Annotated in this window: 19 protein-coding genes and 1 tRNA gene; 11 read left to right on the top strand and 9 right to left on the bottom strand. The window is 69.0% G+C overall.

Features of this window, described 5'->3' with window-relative positions; translation table 11 throughout:
- Positions 1–30 precede the first annotated feature (30 nt).
- Entirely contained in the window at positions 31–2,088 is a 2,058-nt protein-coding gene (locus tag G6O69_RS29220) for a methyl-accepting chemotaxis protein (RefSeq protein WP_172306762.1), read from the top strand.
- Positions 2,089–2,101: 13 nt separating this feature from the next.
- Here G6O69_RS29220 and G6O69_RS29215 read toward each other — a convergent pair whose 3' ends face one another.
- Positions 2,102–2,416, bottom strand: a complete 315-nt coding sequence (locus G6O69_RS29215) for a 2Fe-2S iron-sulfur cluster-binding protein (RefSeq protein ID WP_172306761.1) — start codon at positions 2,414–2,416, stop codon at positions 2,102–2,104.
- A gap of 51 nt (positions 2,417–2,467) precedes the next feature.
- Between G6O69_RS29215 and G6O69_RS29210 the strand changes: the two genes are divergently transcribed.
- On the top strand, positions 2,468–3,376 hold the full coding sequence (locus G6O69_RS29210) for a glycerophosphodiester phosphodiesterase family protein (RefSeq protein ID WP_217909935.1): 909 nt from the start codon (positions 2,468–2,470) through the stop codon (positions 3,374–3,376).
- A gap of 77 nt (positions 3,377–3,453) precedes the next feature.
- Here the strand turns inward: G6O69_RS29210 and G6O69_RS29205 are convergent, their stop codons facing one another.
- The 3 genes from G6O69_RS29205 to G6O69_RS29195 form a co-directional block, all read right to left on the bottom strand.
- Positions 3,454–4,767, bottom strand: a complete 1,314-nt coding sequence (locus tag G6O69_RS29205; RefSeq protein WP_172306759.1) for a hypothetical protein — start codon at positions 4,765–4,767, stop codon at positions 3,454–3,456.
- A gap of 502 nt (positions 4,768–5,269) precedes the next feature.
- A complete protein-coding gene (locus G6O69_RS29200; RefSeq protein ID WP_172306758.1) occupies positions 5,270–6,064 on the bottom strand; it encodes a family 1 encapsulin nanocompartment shell protein in 795 nt (264 codons plus the stop codon).
- Between the two features lie 20 nt (positions 6,065–6,084).
- Positions 6,085–6,444, bottom strand: coding sequence for a ferritin-like domain-containing protein (locus tag G6O69_RS29195; RefSeq protein WP_172306757.1), 360 nt, complete (start codon positions 6,442–6,444; stop codon positions 6,085–6,087).
- A gap of 395 nt (positions 6,445–6,839) precedes the next feature.
- On the opposite strand from G6O69_RS29195, the gene G6O69_RS29190 reads away from it, so the two are divergent.
- On the top strand, positions 6,840–8,246 hold the full coding sequence (locus G6O69_RS29190; RefSeq protein ID WP_172306756.1) for an Ig-like domain-containing protein: 1,407 nt from the start codon (positions 6,840–6,842) through the stop codon (positions 8,244–8,246).
- 356 nt (positions 8,247–8,602) lie between these two features.
- A complete protein-coding gene (locus G6O69_RS29185) occupies positions 8,603–10,138 on the top strand; it encodes an IS66 family transposase (protein WP_172306755.1) in 1,536 nt (511 codons plus the stop codon).
- A gap of 6 nt (positions 10,139–10,144) precedes the next feature.
- Here G6O69_RS29185 and G6O69_RS29180 read toward each other — a convergent pair whose 3' ends face one another.
- Positions 10,145–10,549: a winged helix-turn-helix domain-containing protein gene (locus G6O69_RS29180; protein WP_172306754.1), complete on the bottom strand. Its 405-nt coding sequence runs from the start codon at positions 10,547–10,549 to the stop codon at positions 10,145–10,147.
- Between the two features lie 69 nt (positions 10,550–10,618).
- Positions 10,619–11,272: a Fic family protein gene (locus G6O69_RS29175; RefSeq protein ID WP_172306753.1), complete on the bottom strand. Its 654-nt coding sequence runs from the start codon at positions 11,270–11,272 to the stop codon at positions 10,619–10,621.
- 694 nt (positions 11,273–11,966) lie between these two features.
- On the opposite strand from G6O69_RS29175, the gene G6O69_RS29170 reads away from it, so the two are divergent.
- Positions 11,967–12,040: transfer RNA gene (locus G6O69_RS29170), tRNA-Met, on the top strand.
- Between the two features lie 14 nt (positions 12,041–12,054).
- Here G6O69_RS29170 and G6O69_RS29165 read toward each other — a convergent pair.
- From G6O69_RS29165 to G6O69_RS29155, 3 genes are read right to left on the bottom strand one after another with little or no spacing between them, the layout of a single operon-like run.
- Positions 12,055–12,447 (bottom strand): hypothetical protein, encoded by a 393-nt coding sequence (locus tag G6O69_RS29165; RefSeq protein WP_172306752.1) that lies wholly within the window; start codon positions 12,445–12,447, stop codon positions 12,055–12,057.
- Complete coding sequence (locus G6O69_RS29160) at positions 12,444–12,965, bottom strand: YkgJ family cysteine cluster protein (protein ID WP_172306751.1); 522 nt, start codon at positions 12,963–12,965, stop codon at positions 12,444–12,446. Before G6O69_RS29160 ends, G6O69_RS29165 begins: the two co-directional genes overlap by 4 nt.
- Positions 12,962–13,930, bottom strand: a complete 969-nt coding sequence (locus tag G6O69_RS29155; RefSeq protein ID WP_172306750.1) for a hypothetical protein — start codon at positions 13,928–13,930, stop codon at positions 12,962–12,964. The genes G6O69_RS29160 and G6O69_RS29155 overlap by 4 nt, the downstream gene beginning before the upstream one ends.
- Before the next feature lie 220 nt (positions 13,931–14,150).
- Here G6O69_RS29155 and G6O69_RS29150 point away from each other — a divergent pair, with 220 nt between their 5' ends.
- The 6 genes from G6O69_RS29150 to G6O69_RS29125 all read left to right on the top strand — a co-directional run bounded on the left by G6O69_RS29150 (position 14,151) and on the right by G6O69_RS29125 (position 22,971).
- A complete protein-coding gene (locus G6O69_RS29150; RefSeq protein WP_176397147.1) occupies positions 14,151–15,062 on the top strand; it encodes a tetratricopeptide repeat protein in 912 nt (303 codons plus the stop codon).
- Positions 15,063–15,170: 108 nt separating this feature from the next.
- A complete protein-coding gene (locus tag G6O69_RS29145) occupies positions 15,171–15,770 on the top strand; it encodes a helix-turn-helix domain-containing protein (RefSeq protein ID WP_217909934.1) in 600 nt (199 codons plus the stop codon).
- A 49-nt stretch (positions 15,771–15,819) separates the two neighbouring features.
- Positions 15,820–17,175, top strand: a complete 1,356-nt coding sequence (gene mgtE / locus G6O69_RS29140) for a magnesium transporter (protein WP_172306747.1) — start codon at positions 15,820–15,822, stop codon at positions 17,173–17,175.
- Positions 17,172–18,008: a DNA repair protein RecO gene (gene recO, locus G6O69_RS29135; RefSeq protein WP_172306746.1), complete on the top strand. Its 837-nt coding sequence runs from the start codon at positions 17,172–17,174 to the stop codon at positions 18,006–18,008. The genes mgtE and recO overlap by 4 nt, the downstream gene beginning before the upstream one ends.
- Positions 18,009–18,022: 14 nt before the next feature.
- Complete coding sequence (locus tag G6O69_RS29130; RefSeq protein ID WP_172306745.1) at positions 18,023–19,654, top strand: hypothetical protein; 1,632 nt, start codon at positions 18,023–18,025, stop codon at positions 19,652–19,654.
- On the top strand, positions 19,651–22,971 hold the full coding sequence (locus G6O69_RS29125) for a hypothetical protein (RefSeq protein WP_217909933.1): 3,321 nt from the start codon (positions 19,651–19,653) through the stop codon (positions 22,969–22,971). The genes G6O69_RS29130 and G6O69_RS29125 overlap by 4 nt, the downstream gene beginning before the upstream one ends.
- The last annotated feature ends 47 nt before the right edge of the window (positions 22,972–23,018 follow it).

Below are 23,018 nucleotides of genomic sequence, written 5' to 3'. Positions count from 1 at the left end.
CCAATTGCGAGGAATGCCTCGATTGGAGTGATGGCGTCGAAAGATCTGACTACGCGCACGATCTCGCGCGTCGGCGGGCACGACCTGCCGATCGCCGTGCTCGCGGTCGTGTTCTTCGGCCCGATCATGGGCGTGGTCGACTGGCGGCTGTTCGCGGTGCTCGTGCTCGTGCGCGCGCTGGTTTGGGTGCTCCACGCGCGGGCGCTGCTGAGCCCCGTGCGGGCCTACGAGCGCGCTGGAGAGCGGCCCGCCGACGCGCTGCTGCTCGCGGCCGACGGCGCGCTCCAGCGCTTTCCTTCGCGCTTCTTGGCGGGCTACGCCGGCGGGTGGGGGGCGAGCGTCGCCCTCGGGCTGATCCTCGGCGCGCAGGGCTTCCCCGAGGCGCTCCAGGTCGGTCGCTCGGAGCGGGCCCTGGGCTGGCTCCTGGTCGGGGTGCTGGTGCTCACCGAGATCGTGGCGACGATGCCGATCATCGTGCGGGTGCACGAGCGCTTTCATACCGAGCTGACCCGCGCGCTGCTCGAGCGCCGGCTTCGGGCGCGCCGCCCCGTGACCAAGGTTTGGCGGCGGCTGCTGGTGGTCTTCGTGGGCTTGATCCTGGCCGTGATGACGCTGGTCGCCGCGATCTTCGGCAAGCGGCAGATCGATGACGAGCGCGTCCGCGTGCTCGAGCGCGAGCAGGCCCTGGTCGCCGGCGCGGCCCTGGTCCTGCGTCGCAGCCCGGGTGAGGGTGAGGGGGAGGGGGAGGCGTCGCAGGCAGCGCTCGAGGCGATGCTCGGGGAGGCCCTCGATCCCTCCTTGCGGGTCGTCTCGGCGGCCGAGCTCGAGCGCCGGCTGGGCGCGGAGCGCTGGCTGAGCGCCGAGGATCATGGGTATGGACTGGCCCTGGGGCCGAGGTCGGAGGAGGCGGTGTCGCGCGAGCAGCTGGCCGTCCTGGACGCGCCCGGCGGCCGCGTGCTCGCGGCGGCCGCCGTCGGCGACGGGCGCTGGGTCCTGGGCGAGGTCGAGCTGGACGAAGACCTCGGGATGCTGCTGATCGTCTTGTTCGGTCTCGGGGGCTTTGCGACGATCCCCGTCACGATCACGCTGCTGCCGCTGATCCGCTCGGTCACCGAGCCGCTGGAGGCGATCGACACGGTCACGCGGCGGGTCGTCGAGGCGGGGGAGCTCGGCACCCTCGAGCGGGTCGTCGCCTTGCGCAACGACGAGGTCGGCCGCCTCGCCGAGGGCTTCAACGGCATGCTCGACGTCCTCGAGGCGCTGACGGCCGCCGCCGTGCGCGTCGCCAAGGGCGATCTGCGCGTGGACTTCGAGCACCCCGGAGAGCTCTATGACGCCTTCCGCGGCATGGTCGAGCGGCTGCGCGAGGTCGTCTCGCAGATCCGCGAGACGGCCCTCGAGCTCGCGTCGGCGGCCGCGGAGATCCAGGCGATCACGCAGGAGCAGGAGGCCGCCGCGGAGCAGCAGTCGACGCGGATGAAGGAGATCAGCGCGACCGTCGATGGCCTGGCCGAGTCCGCCGTCGACATCAGCGAGCGCGCGGCGGGGGTGCTCACCGACGCGGATCAGGCCGCCGGGGCCACGCAGGCCGCCGAGGCCAGGATCGTGGCCCTGGGCGAGCAGGCCGCTGGCATCGGCGAGCTGCTCTTGCGGATCCGCGACATCGCCGACCGCAGCGACCTGCTCGCGCTCAACGGCTCGCTCGAGGCCACGCGCGCCGGCGAGGCCGGGCGGGGCTTCGCCCTCGTCGCCGCCGAGACGCGGCGCCTGGCCGAGCGGGTCTCGGCCACGGTCAACGACGTCCGCGGCATGCTCGGCGACATCGAGGGCGCGAGCGCGGCCGCGGTCACGGCCACGGCCGACAGCCTCAGCCGCTCGCAGAGCACCGCCGATGGGGCGCGCTCGATCTCCGGTGTCACCCAGCAGCAGGGGGAGGACACGCGGACCGTGTCGCGCGCGCTGGTGCGCGTCACCGAGGGGGTCTCGAGCAGCGCGGTGGCGACCTCGCAGACCCGCGCCGCCGCCGAGGGCCTGCGCGCCCAGGCAGAGGCCCTCGAGGCGATCACGCGGCAATTCGAGGTCGACTGAGCGCGCTCGCAGCTCAGCTTGCGAGCGCGAGCTCGTCGGGATCGCCGCCCCAGTGCGGCGTCCACAGGAGCACGCGCCCGGCTCCACGCACGTGGGTCTGGCAGGCCATGCGCCACGGCGCCTCGAGGGCGAAGCGACGCTCGAGCGCGCCGGCCTCGTCGAGGAGCTCGGCGCCAGCGAGCACGAGCACGGCGCAGGCCCGGCACACGCCTCGGGCTCGGCAGGCGTTGCCCAAGGGCGCGCCGGCGCGGGCGGCCGCGGCCATCAAGGTCGTGCCGCGGGGGACCTCGATGGCGCCGAAGTCACGGCCAAAACGGATCTCGGTCACGACCTGGATGATGACTGGTCGCGGGCCATGTGGGGAGGCATCATCGCCGCGATGTCGTCGCCACGCCGACTCGAGGAAGGGGGCCCGTGGGCGCCCGCGCTCGCGCTCCTGGTCGCCCTGACGGCTGCCTGCCACCAGGGCGGCCGCGGCCCCGCGCCGGTGTTCTCTGGTGAGACCATCGACGCCCCCGGCCTCGACGTCGAGGGCCACCGCGGAGACCGCGGGAACCACCCGCCGGGCAACACCTTGCCCGCCTACGCCGCGGGTCTGGCCGTGGGCGTCGACACCATCGAGGCCGACATGCAGATCAGCGCCGATGGCCAGGTGTTCATGGGTCACGACGACGACCTGCACGACACCGGCTGCGCGTGGACGGGGGAGGGCAGGGCCCCGAGCACGCGCATCTCCTCGCTCGCGTCGGCTGACATCGCCCGCTTCGACTGCCACGCCGAGCTCGAGGGCGTCCAGGCCCCGCCGAGTCTGGTCGCCTTCCTCGACGCTTTCTTCGCTGAGGCCGGCCCCGAGGTCGCGCTCAACCTCGAGCTCAAGCGCCCGAGCAGGGCAGACGCCGACCTCTACCTCGAGGCGCTGATCGCCTATGACGCAGGCTGTAGCGGCTGTTTTGGCGAGCGGCTGATCCTCCAGAGCTTCGAGTGGTCGGCCCTGCGGCACGCGCGGGAGCGCTACGGCGATCGCCTCGAGTTTCGCGCGGCGATCCTCGACAAGCGCGGGCGCTACGAAGAGATCGCAAAGGCGCGGGCCTACGCCGAGATCTGGTCGCCCAGGCACCCCCTCGTCGACGCCGAGCGCGTCGAGCAGGTCCACGCCCTCGACATGCAGATCATCCCGTGGACGGTCAACGACGAGGCGCGCATGCGTGCGCTGATCGAGCTGGGGGTCGACGGGATCATCACCGACTACCCGGACCTCCTGCTGCGCCTCGTCGGCCGCCTGCGCTGAGCGGGTCGAGCCCAAAACAAAAAGGGGCAGCCTCGCGGCCGCCCCCTTCGCGTCGAGCGGGGCCCGATCAGGCTGGATCAGGGCAGGACGCCACCTTCGGTGGTGATGTCGTCGACCCACACGGTGTCGGAGTTGCTGCTGACGCTGATGTCCTTGTAGTAGGTCCAGGTCAGGGTGTGCTGACCCGTGGTGATCGGGTAGCTGATCTCGCTCCAGGCGACCACGCCGGACCACTCGTTTTGGAGGGTGCCGTCGATGTAGAAGCGGAGGTAATCGTAGTTGACCTCGGTGCTGACCCGGTACCAGAAGGTCACGTCGCCGTCCTGGGTGAAGTCGAGGGTGACCGCCATGGTCGAGGTCTGGCTGTTGCCGATGTCGCCGTTCTCGCCGGTGTAGGTGCCGTTGTTGGGCGAGGTCGTGCTCGCATACCAGTCGGCGTTGCCGCTGAGCACCCACTCGGCGCTCATGTCGCCCGACTCGAAGTCATAACCCCACCAGCCATCGCCCTCGACGCAGGCGTCGGTCACGAAGGCGTCGCAGGTCTCGTTGCAGGCGAGGTCGCCGCTCTCGAAGCCCTCGGACTCGCAGGTCGCGTCGCCGAGCGCCTCGCCGTCGCAGAGCTCGCCCTCGTCGATCACGCCGTTGCCGCAGGGATCACAGAGCTCGACGTTGAAGGTGCAGTCCTCGTTGCAGCCGAGTTCGCCGCTGCCGTAGCCGGCGTCGACGCAGGTCAGCTCGCCGACGTCGCCGTCGCACTGCTCGTCGCCCTCGATCTCACCGTTGCCACAATCGGCGATGAAGCACTCGGCCTCGTCGTAGGCCGAGCAGTCCTCGGCGCAGGTCAAGGTGCCGCCGGTGTAACCGAGGCTCTCACAGCTGACGTCGCCGAAGTCCTCGAGGTCGCAGGCCTCGAAGCCCGCCTGCATCCCGTCGCCGCAGACCGTCTCGTTGCAGCCCGAGTAGTCGAACATGCAGTCGTCGGCGCAGGCGAGGTCACCGTCCATGAAGCCGACGTCGGCGCAGGTCAGGCCGTTGAAGTCTTCGCCCTCGCACTCCTCGCCGTCCTCGATCACCATGTCGCCGCAGATGGCGGTGGAGCCGGTGTCGGTCTCCTCGGTGCCGGTGTCGGTCTCCTCGGTGCCCGAGTCGGTCTCCTCGGTGGAGCCGGTGTCGGTGTCGGTCCCGTCGGTGTCCGTGGTGCCGACGTCGTCGTCGGTGTCGGTGTCGGTGTCCGTGTCCGTGGTGGTACCGACGTCGTCGTCGGTGCTCGTGTCGCCGCTCTCGTCGATGACGCCGTCATCGCTGGTCGAGTCGTCGCTACAGCCAGTCGAGAGGAGCAAGGAGAGGGAGCAGAGGCCAGTAAAGAGGTGAAGGTTGTATTGCTTCATCATCGAAAAGATCCTCGAAAGGTATGGATACTTTCTCCCTCGCTGGGGCGACTGTCCATGGAAGAAAACCCTGTTCGAGGAGCAAAAGTGCGCGAAGGCCAAGAAAATGGGGTCCCTGGAGAGATCTCAGTATCATAGCGGTTTGCGTGAAATGCGCATACGGTAATTGCGCCTTCTTTCGCCACGCGAGTGACGGTGTGGTCAAAATTCTCGGCGCAGGAGGGGACGACTGGATCCATCCCGCCGGACTCGGTGGTGTCCGTGGACTCGGTCGACTCCGTGTCTTCATGGTTCGTTTTATCCAGAAAAGACAATTGTATGATTTTATGAATCATATCAATCCATTCAAAGGTGCATGGATAAACATGCGAATTCGTGTCTAGATGTAGATTCTTCGTCGAATGTCATGCGCTGGACGTCACGGCAGCTGCGCGAACCAAAAGCAAAGACCCCACCGGCCGTGGCCAGCGGGGTCTCTCGCGGTCGTGGAGGCTGGGAGCGCGGCTCAGCCGAGCTTGACGATGGCCTCGGGCCCGAGCACGCGGAAGGTCAGGGTCTCGGTGATGAACAGCTCGACCGAGTCGCCCTGGTGGCTGCTGTAGCCGATGGACATGTCCTGGCCCAAGGTCAGCTCGAAGTCGCCGCCGCGGGTCGAGAGCAGCAGGCCGACACCGTCGAGCTCCGGCGAGTAGATCGGCGGCTGGCCGAGGAGCTTGGTGAGCTGTTGGCGCAGGGGGTAGGCCGAGTTGTCGCTGAGCACCCGCTCGTAGAGCTTGGGGCCGAGGACCAGGGTGTGCGGCCCGACCACGCCAGCGTCGTGGAAGACCACGAGGCCGCGGGTGACGGCGTCGAGTAGCTCCGCGGGCTCGCCCGCGCCGATGGTCACGGTCTCGTGCTCGCTCGACTCGCGCAGCCCACGGATGTTGGCGCCGGCGAAGCCCTCGTAGATCGCGCGCTCCTCGAAGCGGGCGGCTCGCATGGCGGCCTCGCTGACGGGGCCCAGCTCGACCGGGTCTGCGCCGCGGGCGAGGTTATCGAGCTCGCTGAGCGAGACCGAAAAGGGCACGCGGAGCTCGACGAGGGGCTGGACCTGGCGGACGCCCCAGGACAGGCCGTCGCTGCTCTCCCCCTTGGACAGGCGGCCGAGGTTGATGGCCGAGAGCGACCAGCCCTCGGGTCCGCGCAGGTCGACGACGCGGCGCCCGGACAGGTTGGTGGTGAGGATGGAGCGCGCTTCGTCGTCGATGGCCGCCCAGGCCGAGTCGATCAGGGGCGCGAGTTCTCGTCGCAGGAAGTCCATGGTGCCTCTCCTTTGCCTTTCTACTTGGACTTGGGCTTGCCGATGCCCAGATCGCTGCCCAGATCGCTGCCGCCGGAGGCCTCGCCATCCGCGCCATCTTCGATCTCGGTGATGTCACCCTCGGTGAACAGGTAAGTGCGCAGGTTCTCGTCCCACTTGGGCATGTTGCGCCGCAGCCACTCGAGGGTCATCACCGCGTGCTCGATCTCCTCGTCGCGGTTGTGCTCGAGGATCTTCTTGAGTTGAGGATCCGTGCACATGACCACGCGCTGGTGATACCAGTCGACAGCCTCGACCTCTTCTTTGAGGCTCGTGATCGCTCGATGGATGTCACGCGCCTCCGGAGGGAGGGCTTCCCAAGCTTCGTGGTAGTCGGTCATCTATCGGGAAGTTGACCCATGGGGGAGGATTGTCAACCAAAGCGGCCCGGCTGGACGGTTGGGCGCGGAACGTTGGATTGGGGCGTTCTCCTGCGCACGAGGGAGGTTGAGGGGCGCCGGGGAGCGCCGCGGGGAACACCTGTCTAGTGTCTCGGATCGAGCAGGCTGCCCCTCGCGCGGATCCGTGGCTTCAGGGCGCGTCCGATCTCGGGTGGAACACGGCGAAGGGGGAGAGCCTCGGATCCTCGCCTTTCTCTCGGGCGTGAATACCGGACGTTGATTCGAATTGGACCCACCCCGGAGGGCGGAGATGGATTCGAATTGGACCCTCGATGCGCCGAAACGGTGCGTAGTGGCGTTTCTACGCTGGCATGCCGGTTGCTCATAGGGCGGGCATGAACAACACCAGCATCATCAGCCCCACGCTCTTCTTTGCCCTGGCTGCCTCGATGGCCGTGGCCGTGGCCGGGTGCGCGGGCGAGGGCGAATTCATTGGCGAGGAGACGAGCGAGGAGACCGGCGAAGACACGGGCAGCGAGGACGTCTCGCTCATCTCACTCACGATCAACGGCTCGAGCGAGCGCGTGGTGATCGACGAGGCCATGGTGGTCAGCCTTCAGGCCGAGGTCTCTGGCGCCGTCGAGCGCGTCGACTTCTTCGACCTCGAGGACGGGACGCTGCTCGCCAGCGACATGGAGTCGCCTTACGAGGCGTTCTGGATCGCGGATGGTGAGGACGACAATGGGCTGAGGACCTTCGAGGCCGTGGTCGTGGGCGTGGAGGGCTCGGAGGACTCCGGGACGGTGAGGGCGGAGATCGAGCTTCCAGGCGCAGGAGACCCGCGCTGGACCCTCGATCTCCCCTTGCTCCCGAAGCACTCCGGCCTGGTCACGGTCCCCAGCGGCGCGATCATGTTCGCGGACGAGATGTTGGGGGCCGTCGACACCGACGGGGGGATCACCTGGGAGGTGCTCCCCTTTGAAGGTCAGGCCATCGCCTTCGATGGCTCCTCGGGGGAGGTCCTTGTCATGGGAGCCGATGATGGCGATCTGAACTTCGCGGGGGTCTCGAGCTCTGGAGAGCTGCGCTGGACCTCGACGCTGGATGCGGGCTGGACCGTGGACCTCGAGGGCATGGTGATCCGTGGGCGCCGGATGGCGGTGGTGGCAACTTGGGGAGGCAACGGCAACCCCGTGCTCTTCGTGATCGACCGGGGCGACAACGGGCAGGTCTTCGAGCCGCTGTGGTTCTCCGACCCCGGTGAGAACGGGGACGAGGAGACCACCCTCGGGAACATCGTCTTCCGCGAGGACGGCTCGCTGCTCGTGCCGCTCTTCCAGGACCTCGGCGCGGACGGGGTCAGCAACAAGCTCCTCGCCTACGACGAGGCGGGTGGCATGTCGACGGTCTACGAGAGCACGGACCTGGGCCTTCGCCTCTCCACGGTGGCCGTCGCCGACGGGCAGGTCTTTCTCGGGGGCGAGGAGGATGGCAAGGGGGTGCTGATGCGCCTCGACGCTGACGGCGAGGTGCTCTCGAGCGCCACGGTGGGGGACGAGGTCAGCGGGCTTCGGGCCGACAGGGGAGGGGTGGTCTTTGCCGCGCCCATCATCCAGCCGATCGGGGCCGACCTGTTCGCGGGTCGAGTCGACGACCTCGGCGAGCTCGACTGGGTGAACGCCTTCGTCGACAACGAGATCGAGGGTGAGGTGGTCAGCGCGATCGACGTGAACGACCTCGGCTACACCTACTTGCTGACGCTGGCGGGAGAGGGCCTGCGCCTGCGCAGCATCCACCCCTGAGCTAATGCCGAGAAGAGAGGGGCCGCCTTCGCAGGGGCCCCTCTCGGGGGGGCTGCTCTGACCCGTCCAGAGGGGCGCGGCGCTCGAAGCCTTCTACGAGAGTCGCGGCGCCATAGCGCCATCAAGATCTCGCTGCGTACGTTGGACGCCAACCGACGAAGCGAAGCTGAAGAAAGGCGCGAAGAACCACTCAACGACTGCCCGCATGGCCCGAGAGCTCGGTCGAACCGCACCCCCCCAAGAAGCGCTAGCCTCGTCGCCCCCAACGTAACCGTTCAGACCCCAAAAAAGTCGGTGTGATCGATCTCGCGACCGCAGGGATCGACATGCGACGACGGTCGTGATCAAACGGTCATGTGGGGGCTGATGAGAACGCGGAGCTGCCGGACGCCGAGGTCCGGGACGCAACGCTCTCGGCCGCCGAGTTCGAGACCAAGCTCGCCGAGAAGGACGCCCGGATCGCCGAGCTCGAGGGCGAGGTCGCCCGGATCGCCGAGCTCGAGGGCGAGGTCGCCCGGATCGCCGAGCTCGAGGACAAGGTCGCCAAGCTCGAAGCCAAGATCGAGCAGCTGCTCGAGAAGCTCGGCCAAAACTCGAGCAACTCGCACCTGCCCCCGTCGAGCGACGGCCCCGGGGCCGGCAAGAACGAGCGCAAGCCCAAGTCGAAGGGCAAGCGCAAGCGCGGCGGTCAGAAGGGCCACCGCGGCGCGCACCGGGAGCTGCTGCCGCCCGAGCGCGTCGACGAGGTCATCGACCTGTTCCCCGAGGTCTGTCTGGGCTGCGGTGTGACGCTGCCGCAGCTCGTCGACGACGAGCCGCGCCGTCATCAGCTGCTCGAGCTCGAGCCGAGCGGCCCCCACGTCACCGAGTTTCGTCGGCACGAAGTGGCGTGCAGCCGCTGCGGCGGCCGGACTCGCGTGTCGTGCCGCGAAGCGAAGATCCCCGCGTCGTCGTTCGGGCCGCGCCTGGTCGCCGTCGTGGTGATGCTGACCGGCGTCTACCACCTCGGCCGGCGCAAGGTGCAGCGCTTGCTCGGCGAGCTGTTCCACATTCAGATCTCGCTCGGAGCGTTGAGCGCGATGGAGGCCCGCGCGAGCGCGGCGCTGAAGCCCGCGTTCGACGAAGCCAAGGCCGAGGCCGAGCGCGCCGAGGTCAAGCACACCGACGCCACGCCGTGGATCCGCGCCGGCTCGTTGATGTCGCTGTGGGTCCTCGCGTCGACGCTGGTGACGGTCTATCGCATCCTCGACGACGGGCGCCGGGAGACGATCCGACCGCTCTACGGCCCGCCCAAGGGCATCCTGGTCAGCGACCGCGCGACGGTCTTCTTGTTCTGGGAGATGGCGTCGCGGCAGATCTGCTGGGCCCACCTGCTGCGCAAGTTCGTGTCGTTCTCCGAGCGCGACGGCCCCGTGGGCGCGCGCGGCCGCGAGCTGCTCGAGCGCACGTCGCTGGTCTTCGAGTACTGGCGCGGCTTCGTCGACGGCGCGCTCGACCGCGCGCAGCTCGAGCGCCTGCTCGAGCCGGTGAAGCGACAATTCGAGGCCGTGCTCGCGCGCGCGGTCGCGGACCAAGAAGCGCGGCTGTCGGGGTCGTGCGCGGACATCCTCGCGCACGCCGACGCGCTGTGGACCTTCGTGACTCACGAGGGCGTCGAGCCGACCAACAACCATGCCGAGCGCGAGCTGCGGGCCTTCGTGCTGTGGCGCAAGCGCTCGTTCGGGAGCCAGAGTGAACGCGGCGAGCGCTTCGCCGAGCGGGTGATGACCGTCGCGCACACGGCCCGCAAGCTCGGCAAGGACGTGCTCGACTTCATCGTCGGCTGCGTGCGCGCGCAGCTCGAGGCCACGACGGCGCCGCGGTTGCTCGAGGGCTCCGCGTCCGCGACCTGATCACGCTCACGCGCGAGCGCGACCGGCCTTGCCGTTGACCGCGGGGAAGTAGCGCGTCCAGTTTCGCTGGCCGACGGTGCGGACGCGACCGGCTCGCTTCAACGCCGTCATCGGCCGCTGCAGCTCCCGGACCGAGACGCCGAGCGCGGCGGCGAACACGATCATCGACTCACCGGGCTGCTCGTGGACCAGTGAGCACAACGCGTCGGCGAGCTCGGCGAGCTGTTGCTGCGACCGCCGCTTGCCCGGCGTCCGCGTCGCTTTCTTGCTCGGCTTGGTCGGCGGGCTCGCTGTCGCGCAGAACGCCCGCTCCACGGCCCGCTGCGCCGCCTGGCGGCCCTCATCGACGTATCCGGCGATGAGGGCCTCGATCTGCGTGGCGAGCTCTTGCGTGCTCTTCGGCGTGTCCATCGTCCGCGATTCCCACGCGACGCTCTGGACCTCAACACCCCACGTGAACAGTTACCCCCCAACTGGGGCTCAGGTTGAGCCACCCGCCGCTGCGACAACACTGAGCAACTGCGCGGCGAGGTAACCCTCGAGCAAACTCTCCATCGCGCTCACGTCTAGGCTGTCTTGCTTCCAGCTTGCATCTGCGGCGTCCAGAGCGTCGTAGTACGAGGACTTGTTGTCGGCGATCATCTCCGGGATCGTCTTTTCTCCTGGCAAGACGAACCCTGTCTTGACACACAAGACCAGGTAGGAGGCGACCCGTGACGTCCTGCCGTTTCCGTCCCCCCACGGATGGATCCAGTTGAGCCTCCACATCACGTACGACGCCAAGTGAAGGGCGGTCGCCTCTTCCCAGTGGTCGTTCACGTAGTCACAGAGCTCCTCAAGAAGCTCCTGGACGTCAGATGCTTCGGGAGGCTGGTGCTGTGTGTTCGAGATGGATACTGGGTGGTTTCGAACGTGGCCGGCGCTGGGTTCGAGTCCCTGGACCGCCTCACGATTCAAATTCTGCAGCGTCGACACGCGCAATCTGAACCGACTGCCTTGGAGACCCGCTTCGATTATCTCCATCATCCGGTCGAACTGCCGGACACCGTTCTCCGCCTCCAACTGGGCTCTCTCTTCTGGAGAGAGCTGAGGTAGAGGAGCCGACTGCTCGGGAACGCTCTCACGGTCGCTCATCAGAGAGCCTCTGAGCAGCGTCGTCGATGTGTTCGCGTGTAATGCGCTCGTTCTCGATATGTGTGTTCCCGAACGCAAAACTCCGACGCTGGGACTCGCGCTGAGAGTTGGTCATCGTCACCGCTCGCGCCTTCTGGATGAGCGCCTCAAACTCGGGATTCATAATGTTGGGTTACACCTAACAGAACAGGAACGCAACAGACCTATCAGGACCACTCGCGACCAGCCAGAACCCGCAGAGAGAGCTCCATCAAGAGCCAGTTCCGGCGACTGGCAGAGACGCCCGTGTCGTCCGACCGCGCCGGACCACCCGATCCACAGTTTGGCAGCCGCGATGCTCGGCGTCCCGCTCGACCGACTGAACACGTGGTAGCGAGCCCCAAGTGGTCGTGCAGCGCAGCTTCACCGACGGCCACTTCGGCGCGCCCAAGTCGGGGAAGACGCGCTCGGTTCCGATGACGCCGCGAAGCGCGGCTGCCCTCGAGGCTCTCCCTCGGGGCCTCGGCGTCCCTCTGCCCAGACGATGATCCCCCGCCATGCGAGGGACGAGTTGGAAAATCTGGGTCGCTGTGATGACGCTTAGCCTGCTCCAGGTGGCGATCGCAGGCTAAAACGACATTCGTTGGAAAAAGCCCTTGACCCAATCCGGGCTTGGGCCTACAACCCTGCTCCCCACGGAACTGACCGTGACTGGTGCGGGGTGGAGCAGCCAGGTAGCTCGCCGGGCTCATAACCCGGAGGCCACAGGTTCAAATCCTGTCCCCGCTACTCAAAAACGAGGTTTAAATCCCTCCCACCGCCCGATCTGGCTCACGCCGATCGGGCGGTGGCGCTATGGTGGCGCGACTCTCGTAGAAGGCTTCGAGCGCCGCCACCCCTTCCTCGCGCGCACCGGAAACCAAGTGCATGTACCGCTGCGTCACCCCCAGTGACTGGTGACCGGCGAGTTCCATGAACTCCCTCACTGGTCGCCCCACAGCGGCGAGGCTCGTGACGAAGGTGCCGAAGCTGGTGCACCCGACCGTCGGTCCCAGCCTTCCCGAGGCCGGCAGCGCCCTCGACCCGCGAAACGCGTAGGAGATCGATTTCATGCTGCGATGGATCAACTCCCCCTTCCTCTTGCGCCAGACGACCCACGGCCGCGCTTTCACCTCGATCGCCTGGAAAGAGATCACTTGGCCAGGTCAGAGATCTCCACTCGTGGCGCGCGAGGGGCACGAAGCTCGGCGAGGACCGCGAGCGGGCGGTTGATGGCGTCGAGGACGAGGATGCTCTGTCGCGGGATGTCCGCTCCGGGCTCGCTGAAGTTGAGGGGGCAGTGGTCCAGGCGCAGGGCCTCGGGATCCTGCTCGTCGGCGACGGCGATGGGCAGGCCGTGGGAGCGACAGATCAGCGGGCGCTGCTCGTAGACCGCGCAGCGTCCATCGATGAGCAGGGCGCAGTGGGGGAGGGCCTCGTCCACGGCTTGCGCGCGGATCCGCTGGCGGAGCGCGGGGTCGTGCGCTTCGAGGGTGGTGAGGGCGTCGCGCAGCGGGGCGGCCTCGACCTCGAAGACCGAGAAGCGCTGGTGGCAGCAGCGGTCGCAGCCGAGGCGGCAGGTGAAGGCCTCGGGGCTGCGGTCCACGGCGGCACCAAAGTGCTGGTCGACGCGGGCGCGGAGCTGGACGAGGTGGGGATCGACTGGATGTGTCACGAGCTGGCTCCCAAGGTGGCGGCGATCTCCGCGAGGGCTGCGCGGAGCTGATCCGTGGCGCTCGCGGGGAAGCTGGCCCCGGCGACGTAGGGGTGTCCGCCGCCGCCGTGGCGCTCGCACAGCGCGCCGAGATCGTGGCGTCGCGTGTCGCGGTCGTGCCAGGGGTTGAAGCCCACGGACAGGCGCAGCTCGCCGTCGACGTGGGTGTAGGCGCCCACGCAGTACGAGATCTCGGGGGCAATATAGTAAGGAATGAAGTGGCTCAGCACCCGGGGTGGATCGTCGAGGAGGTCGTAGACGAACACGCCCTCGTGGATGTGGCCGCGGGCGCGGACCAGGGCGATGTCCTCGCGGTGGGCGGCCAGGCGCGGCTCGACCTTGGCGCGGATCGCCTCCGTCTCGGCCAAGGTGGCGAGGGGGGTGGTCAGCAGGGCCTCGATGAAAGCCGCGATCTCGTCGGGGTCGTCGGCGATCTGGATCCACGCGGCGAGGCGCATGGCCGGCTGCTCGTAGAGCACGGCCTCCTCGGGGCTGGCGAAGGCGGCCGAGTCGATGCGCTCGGCCCAGGCGATCAGCTCGGCGTGGGCCGAGAGGTCGACGCCAAAGCGCGCGCGGACGATGCGGGCGAGGTATCCGGTGCAGCTCGGGGCGCTGGGATCGTGAAACTTCTGGCCGCTGCGGTCCGCGTCGAAGTGCGCGCGATCACCTTCGAGCTGAAAGGCTGAGCGGTGATGATCGAAGTACCAGGTCAGGCCCTCGCGCTGGGTGTAGCGGAAGTCGAGGATCGCGGCCTCGTCGGCGCCGGCGAAGTCGGCGTCCTCGAAGGGGTCGCCGCGGCGGTGAGCCTTGGGGAGGTAGCGCAGCTCGATGCCCTCGCCGTGGCGAGCGCGCATGAAGGCCGCGAACAGGGCCGCAGAGGCGGCGCCGTCGAAGCAGCGACCGTGGTGGAGCACGTGGACGCGCATGAGTCGGCGCAGGGTAGGGGGCCCGGGCGGCCGAGGTCCAGCGCGCCGGGGGGTCGTTCGCTCGGGAAAGTTGTATCGTTCCAAGTTGCTGGGATTGCTTGGTTAATTCCTCCGTTGTAAAGGCCGAGTCTCAGGCCTCCCCGGCGGCGCGGGGATCCAGGTACCGACGCCCGCGCGCCGCTTTTTTGGGCTCCTCGGGCAGCGTTGCTATCGCAGGAGCATGCCCGCTTCGCGATCTCGCGCGCCTCGTCTCCTGGGACTCGTGGGGGCCCTCGGCCTGCTGGCCGTGGCGCCGGGGCTGGGCGCTTGCGCCCACGACACGGTCAGCCCCGAGGAGCAACTCGAGTCGGCGGACAACCACTACGACATCGCCCTGGGCTCGGCGCAGGTCGGCGGCTTCGACGACGCGAAGAAGCAGCTCGAGCTGGCCCTGGAGATCGTGCCGGAGCACGCGAACTCCCACTACCTCATGGGGCTGATCTTGCTGCACGAGGGGCGGACCATCGTCGAGTTCATCGAGGCCGAGATGTGCCTGACGGACGCGGCCGCGGACGCCCAGCGCCAGCGCGCCGACGAGCTCCACCGTGCGGCCCACGAGTCGTTCTCGAGCGCCGCGCAGAGCTACCCGGAGAACGATCCTGGCCTCGGCCGGGCGCTCAACTCCATGGCCGTGATCTCGCTGTACTTTCACGACTACGCGCGCGCCCAGGAGGAGCTCGAGCGGGCCCTGGAGACGCGCTTTTACACGGAGAAGTACTCGGCCCTGGCCAACCTCGGCTGGGCCTACTACGAGCAGGGCGATCTGGTCTCGGCGATGACCGAGCTGCGCCAGGCCGTGCTGATGAACCCGGACTTTTGCGTGGCCCGCTATCGCCTGGCGCAGGTCTACCTCGACTATCAGATGACCGAGGAGGCGCTCGAGGAGGCCACGCGCGTGCTCGCGGACGATCGCTGCCCGATCCAGGACGCGCACCGCGTCGCTGGCGTGGCCCAGATGCGCTTGGGCGAGATTGACGCCGCGAGCGGATCCTTCCAGAGCTGTCTGGAGATGGCACCGCGCAGTTGCCTCGCGCGGGACTGTCAGCGCTTCCAATCCCTGGCAGCGGCCGATGCGCTGCCTGGGCGCGATTAGGCCCACTGCCTCGCCTTGGCCAGCCAGCGCCCCGCTGGGCCGCCGTGAGCTCTCCCGACACCGCGCGCCCTTGCCCGCCCCGTGGGGCTGCCTGCACACTTGCGCCCGATGCGAGTCGACACGGGTCGCCTGCGGGTCGTGGCTGCAGAGCCAATCGAGCCCCCCGAGCTGAGCGCAGGCCCCCGAGGGGCCGACGCAGGGATCGAGGATCCCAAGACGCCTGGGGCGTACATCCGCGTGCACCGTCAGCGTCAGGGCATCAGCCTCGATCAGCTGGCCGCGAGCACCAAGATCCCTCGCCGGCAGCTCGAGCTGCTCGAGGCCGATCGCTTCGAGGAGCTCCCGGGGGTGGTGTTCACCAAGGGCTTCTTGCGCTGCTGCGCCCGCGCCTTGGATCTCGATCCCGACGCCGTCATGGCGCTGCTCTACGAGCGCGAGCGCGAGCAGCTGCGGGCGAGGCGGCGCGAGGCCGTTGCCAGCGCGGGGCCTTCGTCGGTCATCCGCCCCGACGACAGCCGCCGGGCGTCCGCGCACCAGCCGAACCTGGCCTATCAGGTCCGCGCGTGGGTGGTCGAGCGTCTCGATCATCTGCCGAGCGCGCGGATCTTGATGTGGCTGGTGGTCGCTATCTTGGTCGCCATCGTGGTGCTCATCGCGTTCACCCTGGCCAGCGGCCAGAGCCAGCAGATCGGCGTCGGCGGCCTCTAATTGAGCTGCGCGGACGCGCTGACGTACCATCGCGCCCCCGAGAGCTCCCTTGGCGCGGACCAACAAGATCGACCTGACCCGACTGGTCCGGCGCGACGAGCCCCGTCGCCTGGCCCGGGCGCTCCAGCGCCTCGACCAGGTGCAGATCGCCGCGCAGGTCGACAACCTGCCTGCGGGCGACCAGGAGCGCATCCTCAAGATGCTCCCGGTCGAGCGTCGGGCGGCGGTCTTTGGTGAGCTGCGCTACGAGACAGCGGCCGAGATCGTCCGCCGCCTGGCCCCCGAGGAGGTCGCGGTGCTCCTCGACGACCTCGAGTCCGACGACCTCGCGGACATCCTCGGGCGCGTCGAAGAGCAGCAGCTGCGCCAGATCCTCCAGCGCCTCGATCCCGAGGACGCCGACGAGGTCGAGCAGCTGCTCGGCTACGACGACGAGAGCGCCGGCGGCATCATGTCGCTGGACTTCATCAAGGTCGACGACAACGTCACCGTCGCCGAGGCCGTGCGCGCGATTCAGGAGGTCGAGGACCCGCCGGATCAGGCTTTTTATGTCTACGTCGTCGACGAGGACGAGCGCCTTGTCGGGGTCGTGTCCCTGCGCAAGCTGCTGACCAGCCGGCGCGACGACCCGATCCGCCAGGTGATGCTCAGCGAGATCCAGTACGTGGACCGCGAGGCCGACCAGGAGGACGTGGTCGAGACGGCCTCGCGCTACGACCTGGTCGCGGTGCCCGTGGTCGACGAGCAGCGCCGACTCGTGGGCGTGGTCACCATCGACGACATCGTCGACGTCATCCGCGAGGAGGCCACGGAGGACATCCTCAAGATGGCCGGCGCCGGCGAGGAGCTGTTCGAGACCCGGGCGTTTTGGTCGAGCTTCAAGGCGCGCATGCCCTGGCTGGCGGCCGCGGCGCTCGGCGGGGTGCTGGTCGCTGCCGCGCTCTCGGGCTTCGAGGTCGCGCTCCAGACCGTCCCTGCGCTGGCCCTGTTCATGCCGGTGATCGCTGGCATGGGCGGAAACGTGGGCACCCAGAGCTCGACCATCGTCGTCCGCGGCCTGGCCGTGGGCTACGTCGAGAGCAGCCAGATCGGCAAGCTGGTGCTGCGCGAGATGGGCCTGGGCATGGCCCTGGGCGGGCTCTACGGCGTGCTGATCGCCGTGGCGGCGCCCCATGTCGGGGCCGAGGTCAGCGATCCGCTGGCCCTCGGCGGCGTGCTGACCCTGGGCATGATGGGCTCGATGACGATCGCGGCCACGGTCGGGACCTCGATCCCCCTGGTCATGCACAGGCTGAAGATCGACCCGGCGGTGTCGACCGGCCCCTTCGTGACCACGGCCGTCGATATCCTCGGGCTGATGTTCTACTTTTGGCTGGCCACGGTGATGCTCGGGGTCTCGCTTTGAGCGGGCGCCGGTCCGAGCCCGGCGACGGCACCCGCGAGCTGACCCCGGCGGTGGTCCTGCGCACCCGCTCCTTGCGCGAGGCCGACCTGGTCGTGATCTTGCTGACCCCCGGCAACGGCAAGCTCGACTGCATCGCCCGCGGGGCCCGGCGCAGCCGCCGACGCTTCCCCGGCGGCCTGCCGGTGGGCGCTCGCGGCGAGGCGGCGCTCGGCCGGGGCAGGGGATCCCTGGTCCCCCTCGAGCACTTCGCCGCGGGCTTCGATCACTCGGGCCTCGGCCGAGATCTCGAGGGCTTCGCCTACGTCAACTACCTATGCGAGCTCACAGATCGCCTGGTCGAGGGCAGCGGCGCAGATCCTGCGAGCTTCGCGTTGCTGTGTGAGGCCATCGAAACCGTGATCAGCGGGGGTGCGTGCGAGGGGGGAGGGAGCACGCGGCCCGCGATCCTCCGGCGCTTCGAACTCGGCCTGCTCGAGGGCCTCGGCCTGCTCCCTGCGCTGGACCGCTGCGGCGTGTGTGGATCGCCGGTGCTCGCGTCGATCGGGGTCGACGGTCGCGGCGTGCCCTTCTCCGTCTCCCGCGGCGGGGCGCTGTGCCTGGCTCACTCGCGCGCCGCAGGGGGGATCCCGGCGCCCGTGCTGGCCCTCGCCAGGGTCTTGCTCCACGAGGACGAGGACGGCCGGCGGGCGGCATACGAGGCCGCCTCTGCGCAGACTCGGCGCGGCTTGCGAGACCTGTGCCGCGAGCTGATTGCTCCACATCTGCGCGCGCCGCTGCGCTCCCTGGCCTTTTTCACCCAGCTCCCACGGTCTGGAATTCCCTCGGGTTCTTGATAGCTTTCGGCTTCATGCCGCTCTCGCTCAGCCAGGCAGCCCGTGGCCTCTCGCGCCGTGCCATGGCGCTCGCGCTGACCTTGGCCCCGCTGACCATGATCAGCTGCGGCGAGGGCAACCCGGGCACGGATCCGCCCGCGGACAGCTTCATCTTCCCCTCGGGGCTGCTCATCGACCCGCGGGTCTCGACCGCGGCCACGGGGACCTGTGAGAGCGACGCCGACTGCGGCGCCGACGAGGCTTGCGGGGCCAACCAGTGCCGGGCCAAGGCGCGCTGGCTGCTGGTCACCAACGCCAACAGCGACCAGCGCTACAACGCCGGCTCGATGCTCCCGGTCGACCTCGACGCCTACTGGGAGGCGGCCTTCGACGACCCCACGGCGATCCTCTCGGCCGGGTCCAGCCTCGACCGCGAGACGCCTTGCCGGCGCATCGCCCAGCGCCCGCAGGCGGTCGAGTGCACCGAGGAGCCCTTCGTCCTCGACGAGGCCACCGTCCACTTTGGCAAGTTCCCCGGGCCCGCGGCGGCCTGGGACGAGGATCCGAGCGACGACGAGGCCATGGTGCTGATCCCCGTGCGCGGAGATCCGAGCATCACCTATGTCGAGCTCTCGGGCGGCCTGAGCGGGGACGACCTGCACCTCGAGTGTGGCCAGGCCAGCGACGAGGACGGGGGGCGCTACTGCGGCGACGCGCACCGGCTCCGCTTCTTGCGCAACGACCCCGACGCCGATCGCATCTCCCGTGAGCCCTTCCGCATCCAGGTCAGCACCGATCCCGAGCCGCTCGCCTTCGTCACGCACCAGGGCGACGCCGACTTGAGCCTGCTGGCCCTCGAGGGCCTCCAGGTCGGCGGCGACGGGCGCCCGGCGATCGTCCACCAGACCAACATGTTCTCGGAGACGGGGACCTACGCCGGGGGCTTTGGCATCGCCCAGCGCCCCTGCGACCCCGAGACCAACGCGCCGGCGAGCACGCTGGAGTGCACGCGCCCGCTGCTCTACGCCTCGCTGCGCTGGCAGGATCCTCTCGCGATCCAGGTGTTCACCGCCGTCGACTTCGAGCCGCTGCCCGAGAGCGAGCAGGTCTGCGTGGGCCCCGACGAGCTCGACACCCCGGGCGGGATCATCTGCGAGCCGCAGTCCGTGCCCCTGCTGCGCTTTGGCGCCGGCGGCCTGTCGACCCTCCAGGTCTCCTCCGCCGCGCTCGCGCGCCTTGCCGACGTGGCCTTCTCGGCCAGCGGCGACGAGCTCTACGTGCTCCAGGTCAACCCGGGGGCGCTGATCCGCGTCGACACCTCCCTGGGCGAGGACCAAAACCCGATCAACTACCCGGTCTCGACCGTCGAGGTGTGCGCTCGGCCCACGACCTTGAGGATCTACGACGACGGGATCAACGACTACGCGCTGGTCTCCTGCTACCGCAGCGCCGAGCTGTTCATCGTCGACCTCAGCAACCTCAGTGTGGCCGGGCTGACCCGCGCGGGCATCGGCCCCGACCAGCTCGAGATCGACTACGCCCGCGAGGCCGTCTACGTCGCCAACAGCCTCGACGCCACGGTCAGCGTGATCGACATGGCCCGCGACAGCGCCACGCGCTTCACCGAGATCGGCCGCATCGGCCTGTCGGAGCCCTACGTGCAATGACCCGACCCCGACCCGGCCCCATGCTCAAGCTCAAGCCCACGCTCACGCTCACGCCCGCGCTGCTGGCCGCGTTCACCCTCGCCGCTTGTAGCGAGGACGAGACCGAGGACACGCCCAACCGCGTGCTCGACCGGCCCACGGACGTGGTGCTGATCTGCGCCGACCGGGTGTGCGAGACCGACGAGGACGACGTCGAGACCTGCGAGGCGGTCATGCAGCCGCTCGAGGTCTGCGACCAGGAGACGGGCTCGTGCACCTCGGACAACCCGCACCTGATCGGCTTCGTCGCCAACTCCGAGCGCAACGAGGTTGCGATGTTCACCACCTGCGGCAACCGCCTGGTGGACATGAGCGCCGAGGTCCCCGGCTACAATTTCATCCCCGCGGGGATCTTGCCCACGGAGCTCACGGCGAGCAGCAACGGCTGCCGGGTGTACTCCGCGAACGTCGGCAGCTGCGATCTCTCGCTCCTCGACGGCGAGGGCCTGTCCTACTACGCGCTACAGATCGACAACCCGGCCATCGAGCAGCCGAGCACCCTGGTCTCGCAGCTGCTGCCCCAGCGCTTCGACGAGGAGGCCGGGGAGTGGCTGGCGATCGGCGCGCGGCCCGGAGAGATCGTCGCCGTCCCCAGCGCGCTGACCACCGCGACGACCTTCGACACGGGCACGCCGCTCGACTCGAGCTGTGATCCGCGGTCCGCGGGCAGCGTCTACGTCAGCTTCCCAACCTGCAACCTGGTCGCCGAGATCGACGCGCAGACCGGGCACGTGCTCCAGAGCCGCCAGTTCGTCAGCGACGGGGAGGGCGGCGTCGACGTCGTGGACACCGGCCTCTCGCCGATCTGTCCGGTCGAGTGCCCCTCGCAGTTCGAGGACGGCCTGCCTTCGGGGCTGCCCGCCGTCGACGCGGATGGACCCTTTCCCCAGGCCCTCGAGCTGCTGACCCCAACCGACGCGCCGGTCGACACCGAGGACACCGACTACGACGAGGCCGACGCGATGGTCGACTCGCGCAGCCTCTTCGTGGGCGGCCTGGGCTCGGACACGCTCTTCGAGCTGCGCATCGCCGAGGACGGCGTGTGGGAGAGCGAGTCCAACGCGCTGACCCTCACGGACGCCGGGGGCATCAAGCGCATCCGCGTGAGCCCGGCGGTCAACGTCGAGTTCGAGGAGTCGAACTTCGCCCAGTTCCTCTACGTGATCGCTGGCGACGGCTCGACCCGGGTGGTCGGCCGCGGCCTGCCCGTGCCCGACGACGAGCTGGGGACGGAGTGCGAGACCCAGCTCGACCCCAACGCGATCCCGGCGGGGGCCAAGCTGGCCTGCGTGCCGGTCAGTCAGGTGCCGGCGGGGACGATCCCGGCGGAGCGCCGCGGCACGGCCCGCGGCCCGGGGATCCGCGCCTCGAGCGGTGGCGAGATCACCGACTGGATGTTCCGCAAGACCTACGGCGAGGAGGAGGGCTCCGCGCCCTTCGACGAGCCCGGGGTGGTCGCCGTCGGCGTGTCCACCGACGCCGAGGCCATCTACGTGGTCATCGACCAGGAGGGCTTCAGCGACGGCACCGCGCAGGTCACCGACTTCAGCGGGGTGCCGGCGGGCTACGACCCCTCCCACGTGATGGACGCGCGGCTCTTCCCGCACGCGCAGTGGCCCGACCCCTCCTACGACGGGCCGTTGGCGCTGCCCTCGGTGGCCGACGAGGACACCACGCGGCTGATCCCCAGCGACGGTGGCCCGACCCGCGACCTCGCCCCGAGCCTGCGCCTGATCGACGGTGCCTACCTCGACAAGACCTACGCCGACAACCTCAACGTCGACACGGACTTCGATCTGCTCGCCTCGCTCGAGCTCGAGAGCTCCGACGGCGAGACCGGCATCCTCTACAGCGAGGACGTCCCCAAGGTCGTGGTCCACGACTACCGCAGCTGGTTCGAGTCGAGCTGGACCCTGGCCTGGGAGGGGACCTTGGTCTCGACAGCCTCGACCGGGCGGATCGCCTGCGACGAGCCCGGCTGGGAGGGGGGCACCTGCCTGATGTCGGAGGCCGGCGTGTCTCGCCTGCACGACGACTCGGCCAGCTTCTGCGACACGGGCGTGCTGCCCGGCGACAAGCTGGTGCTGATCGGCTGCTACGACGACGACGACTGCGGCGACGGGCGCAGCTGCCTGCGCGAGAGCGCCGCGGGCGGCGAGAGCTCGGGCATCTGCATCTCCGAGCAGGCCTACGACGAGCGCGCGGCCGAGCTGCGCCAGGTCTGCGCGGACTTCATCGCCGATCCCTGCGGCGAGGCCCACCGCGAGTTCACGATCACCCGCGCCTTCCAGGACTCCTTGTGGCTTCAGTCCATGGACCGCCGGCCGATGCCCTACGTCAGCGCGGTCGAGGGTGAGGACGGACTGACCATCAGCGAGACCGTCGACCGCTTCGTCTGCGCCGACGAGCAGCCCGGTGACGGCTGCGACAGCGACCAGGAGTGCGTCGACTACCTCACCGAGATCAACGACGGCGTTGCGCCCGAGGAGGACTGGGTCTGCGTCGACCAGCGCTGCCGGCGGCCGTGTGAGAACGAGGACGAGTGCGTGCTCCGGCGCCTGCCTGGGCCGGCCTGCTTCGCCGAGTTCGTGCGCTACCAGATCGACCTCCGTGACGCCTTCTTGCTCTCGGGTCCGATCAACTATCGCGACGAGCTCGTCGACGTGGACCCCGACACCGGTGAGTGCGTGGCGACCACCGACACGCAGATCTCCCGGCTGCTGACCAGCCGGATCCCGCTGCCTGCGACCGACGACCCCGAAGACCCCGACTGGGCAGATTTCCCCATCTGCCCCTCGGACACCGTCGAGCCCAGCGATCCGAACCCCTGCCGGATCGACACTGCACGCAACGCCAGCTCGCCCTTCCACAACCTCACCTATGTCGGTGAGACCGTCAGCGCGATCCGCTTCTCGAACCCGATCTTCAGCCTGATCATCGACCTGACGAGCGTCGACAGCCTCTCGGCGCCGGTGCCCGGCTACGAGGACTACCCCTGGCCGGTCGACTTCGCGGGCTTCCAGCGCGCACGGATCGGCCGCGACTACCAGGAGTCCTTCGACATCGCGTCGGGCTACAGGCCGTTCGCGGACATAGTCACCCTCGGCGGCTACCCGATGACCTACCCGGTGCGGATCATTCCGGCCCCCGAGCTGGACCAGGCCTTCATCGTCGACGGGTCTGGGCCCGGGACGACCTCGTCGATTCGCGGGCAGGTGCTGCAGGTGGAGCTCACCGGGACGGTCGACGCGGTCGAGGAGTTCGACGGGGTGCGCTAGAGCGGCGACCGGTCGCCGCTCTAGGAGCTCCTCGTGTGTCGCTCGGG

Source organism: Pseudenhygromyxa sp. WMMC2535, from assembly GCF_011083025.2.
The sequence above is the reverse complement of the archived record's forward strand: the minus strand, read 5'-3'. Positions and strand labels throughout refer to the sequence as shown.

What these genes read in the sequence shown, in the direction of transcription:
- G6O69_RS29220 (WP_172306762.1), top strand. Translation starts at nt 31, where the DNA reads ATGGCGTCGAAAGATCTGACTACGCGCACGATCTCGCGCGTCGGCGGG.
- G6O69_RS29210 (WP_217909935.1), top strand. Translation starts at nt 2,468, where the DNA reads ATGTCGTCGCCACGCCGACTCGAGGAAGGGGGCCCGTGGGCGCCCGCG.
- G6O69_RS29205 (WP_172306759.1), bottom strand. Translation starts at nt 4,767, where the DNA reads ATGATGAAGCAATACAACCTTCACCTCTTTACTGGCCTCTGCTCCCTC.
- G6O69_RS29200 (WP_172306758.1), bottom strand. Translation starts at nt 6,064, where the DNA reads ATGGACTTCCTGCGACGAGAACTCGCGCCCCTGATCGACTCGGCCTGG.
- G6O69_RS29195 (WP_172306757.1), bottom strand. Translation starts at nt 6,444, where the DNA reads ATGACCGACTACCACGAAGCTTGGGAAGCCCTCCCTCCGGAGGCGCGT.
- G6O69_RS29190 (WP_172306756.1), top strand. Translation starts at nt 6,840, where the DNA reads ATGAACAACACCAGCATCATCAGCCCCACGCTCTTCTTTGCCCTGGCT.
- G6O69_RS29180 (WP_172306754.1), bottom strand. Translation starts at nt 10,549, where the DNA reads ATGGACACGCCGAAGAGCACGCAAGAGCTCGCCACGCAGATCGAGGCC.
- G6O69_RS29175 (WP_172306753.1), bottom strand. Translation starts at nt 11,272, where the DNA reads ATGAGCGACCGTGAGAGCGTTCCCGAGCAGTCGGCTCCTCTACCTCAG.
- G6O69_RS29155 (WP_172306750.1), bottom strand. Translation starts at nt 13,930, where the DNA reads ATGCGCGTCCACGTGCTCCACCACGGTCGCTGCTTCGACGGCGCCGCC.
- G6O69_RS29150 (WP_176397147.1), top strand. Translation starts at nt 14,151, where the DNA reads ATGCCCGCTTCGCGATCTCGCGCGCCTCGTCTCCTGGGACTCGTGGGG.
- G6O69_RS29145 (WP_217909934.1), top strand. Translation starts at nt 15,171, where the DNA reads ATGCGAGTCGACACGGGTCGCCTGCGGGTCGTGGCTGCAGAGCCAATC.
- G6O69_RS29130 (WP_172306745.1), top strand. Translation starts at nt 18,023, where the DNA reads ATGCCGCTCTCGCTCAGCCAGGCAGCCCGTGGCCTCTCGCGCCGTGCC.
- G6O69_RS29125 (WP_217909933.1), top strand. Translation starts at nt 19,651, where the DNA reads ATGACCCGACCCCGACCCGGCCCCATGCTCAAGCTCAAGCCCACGCTC.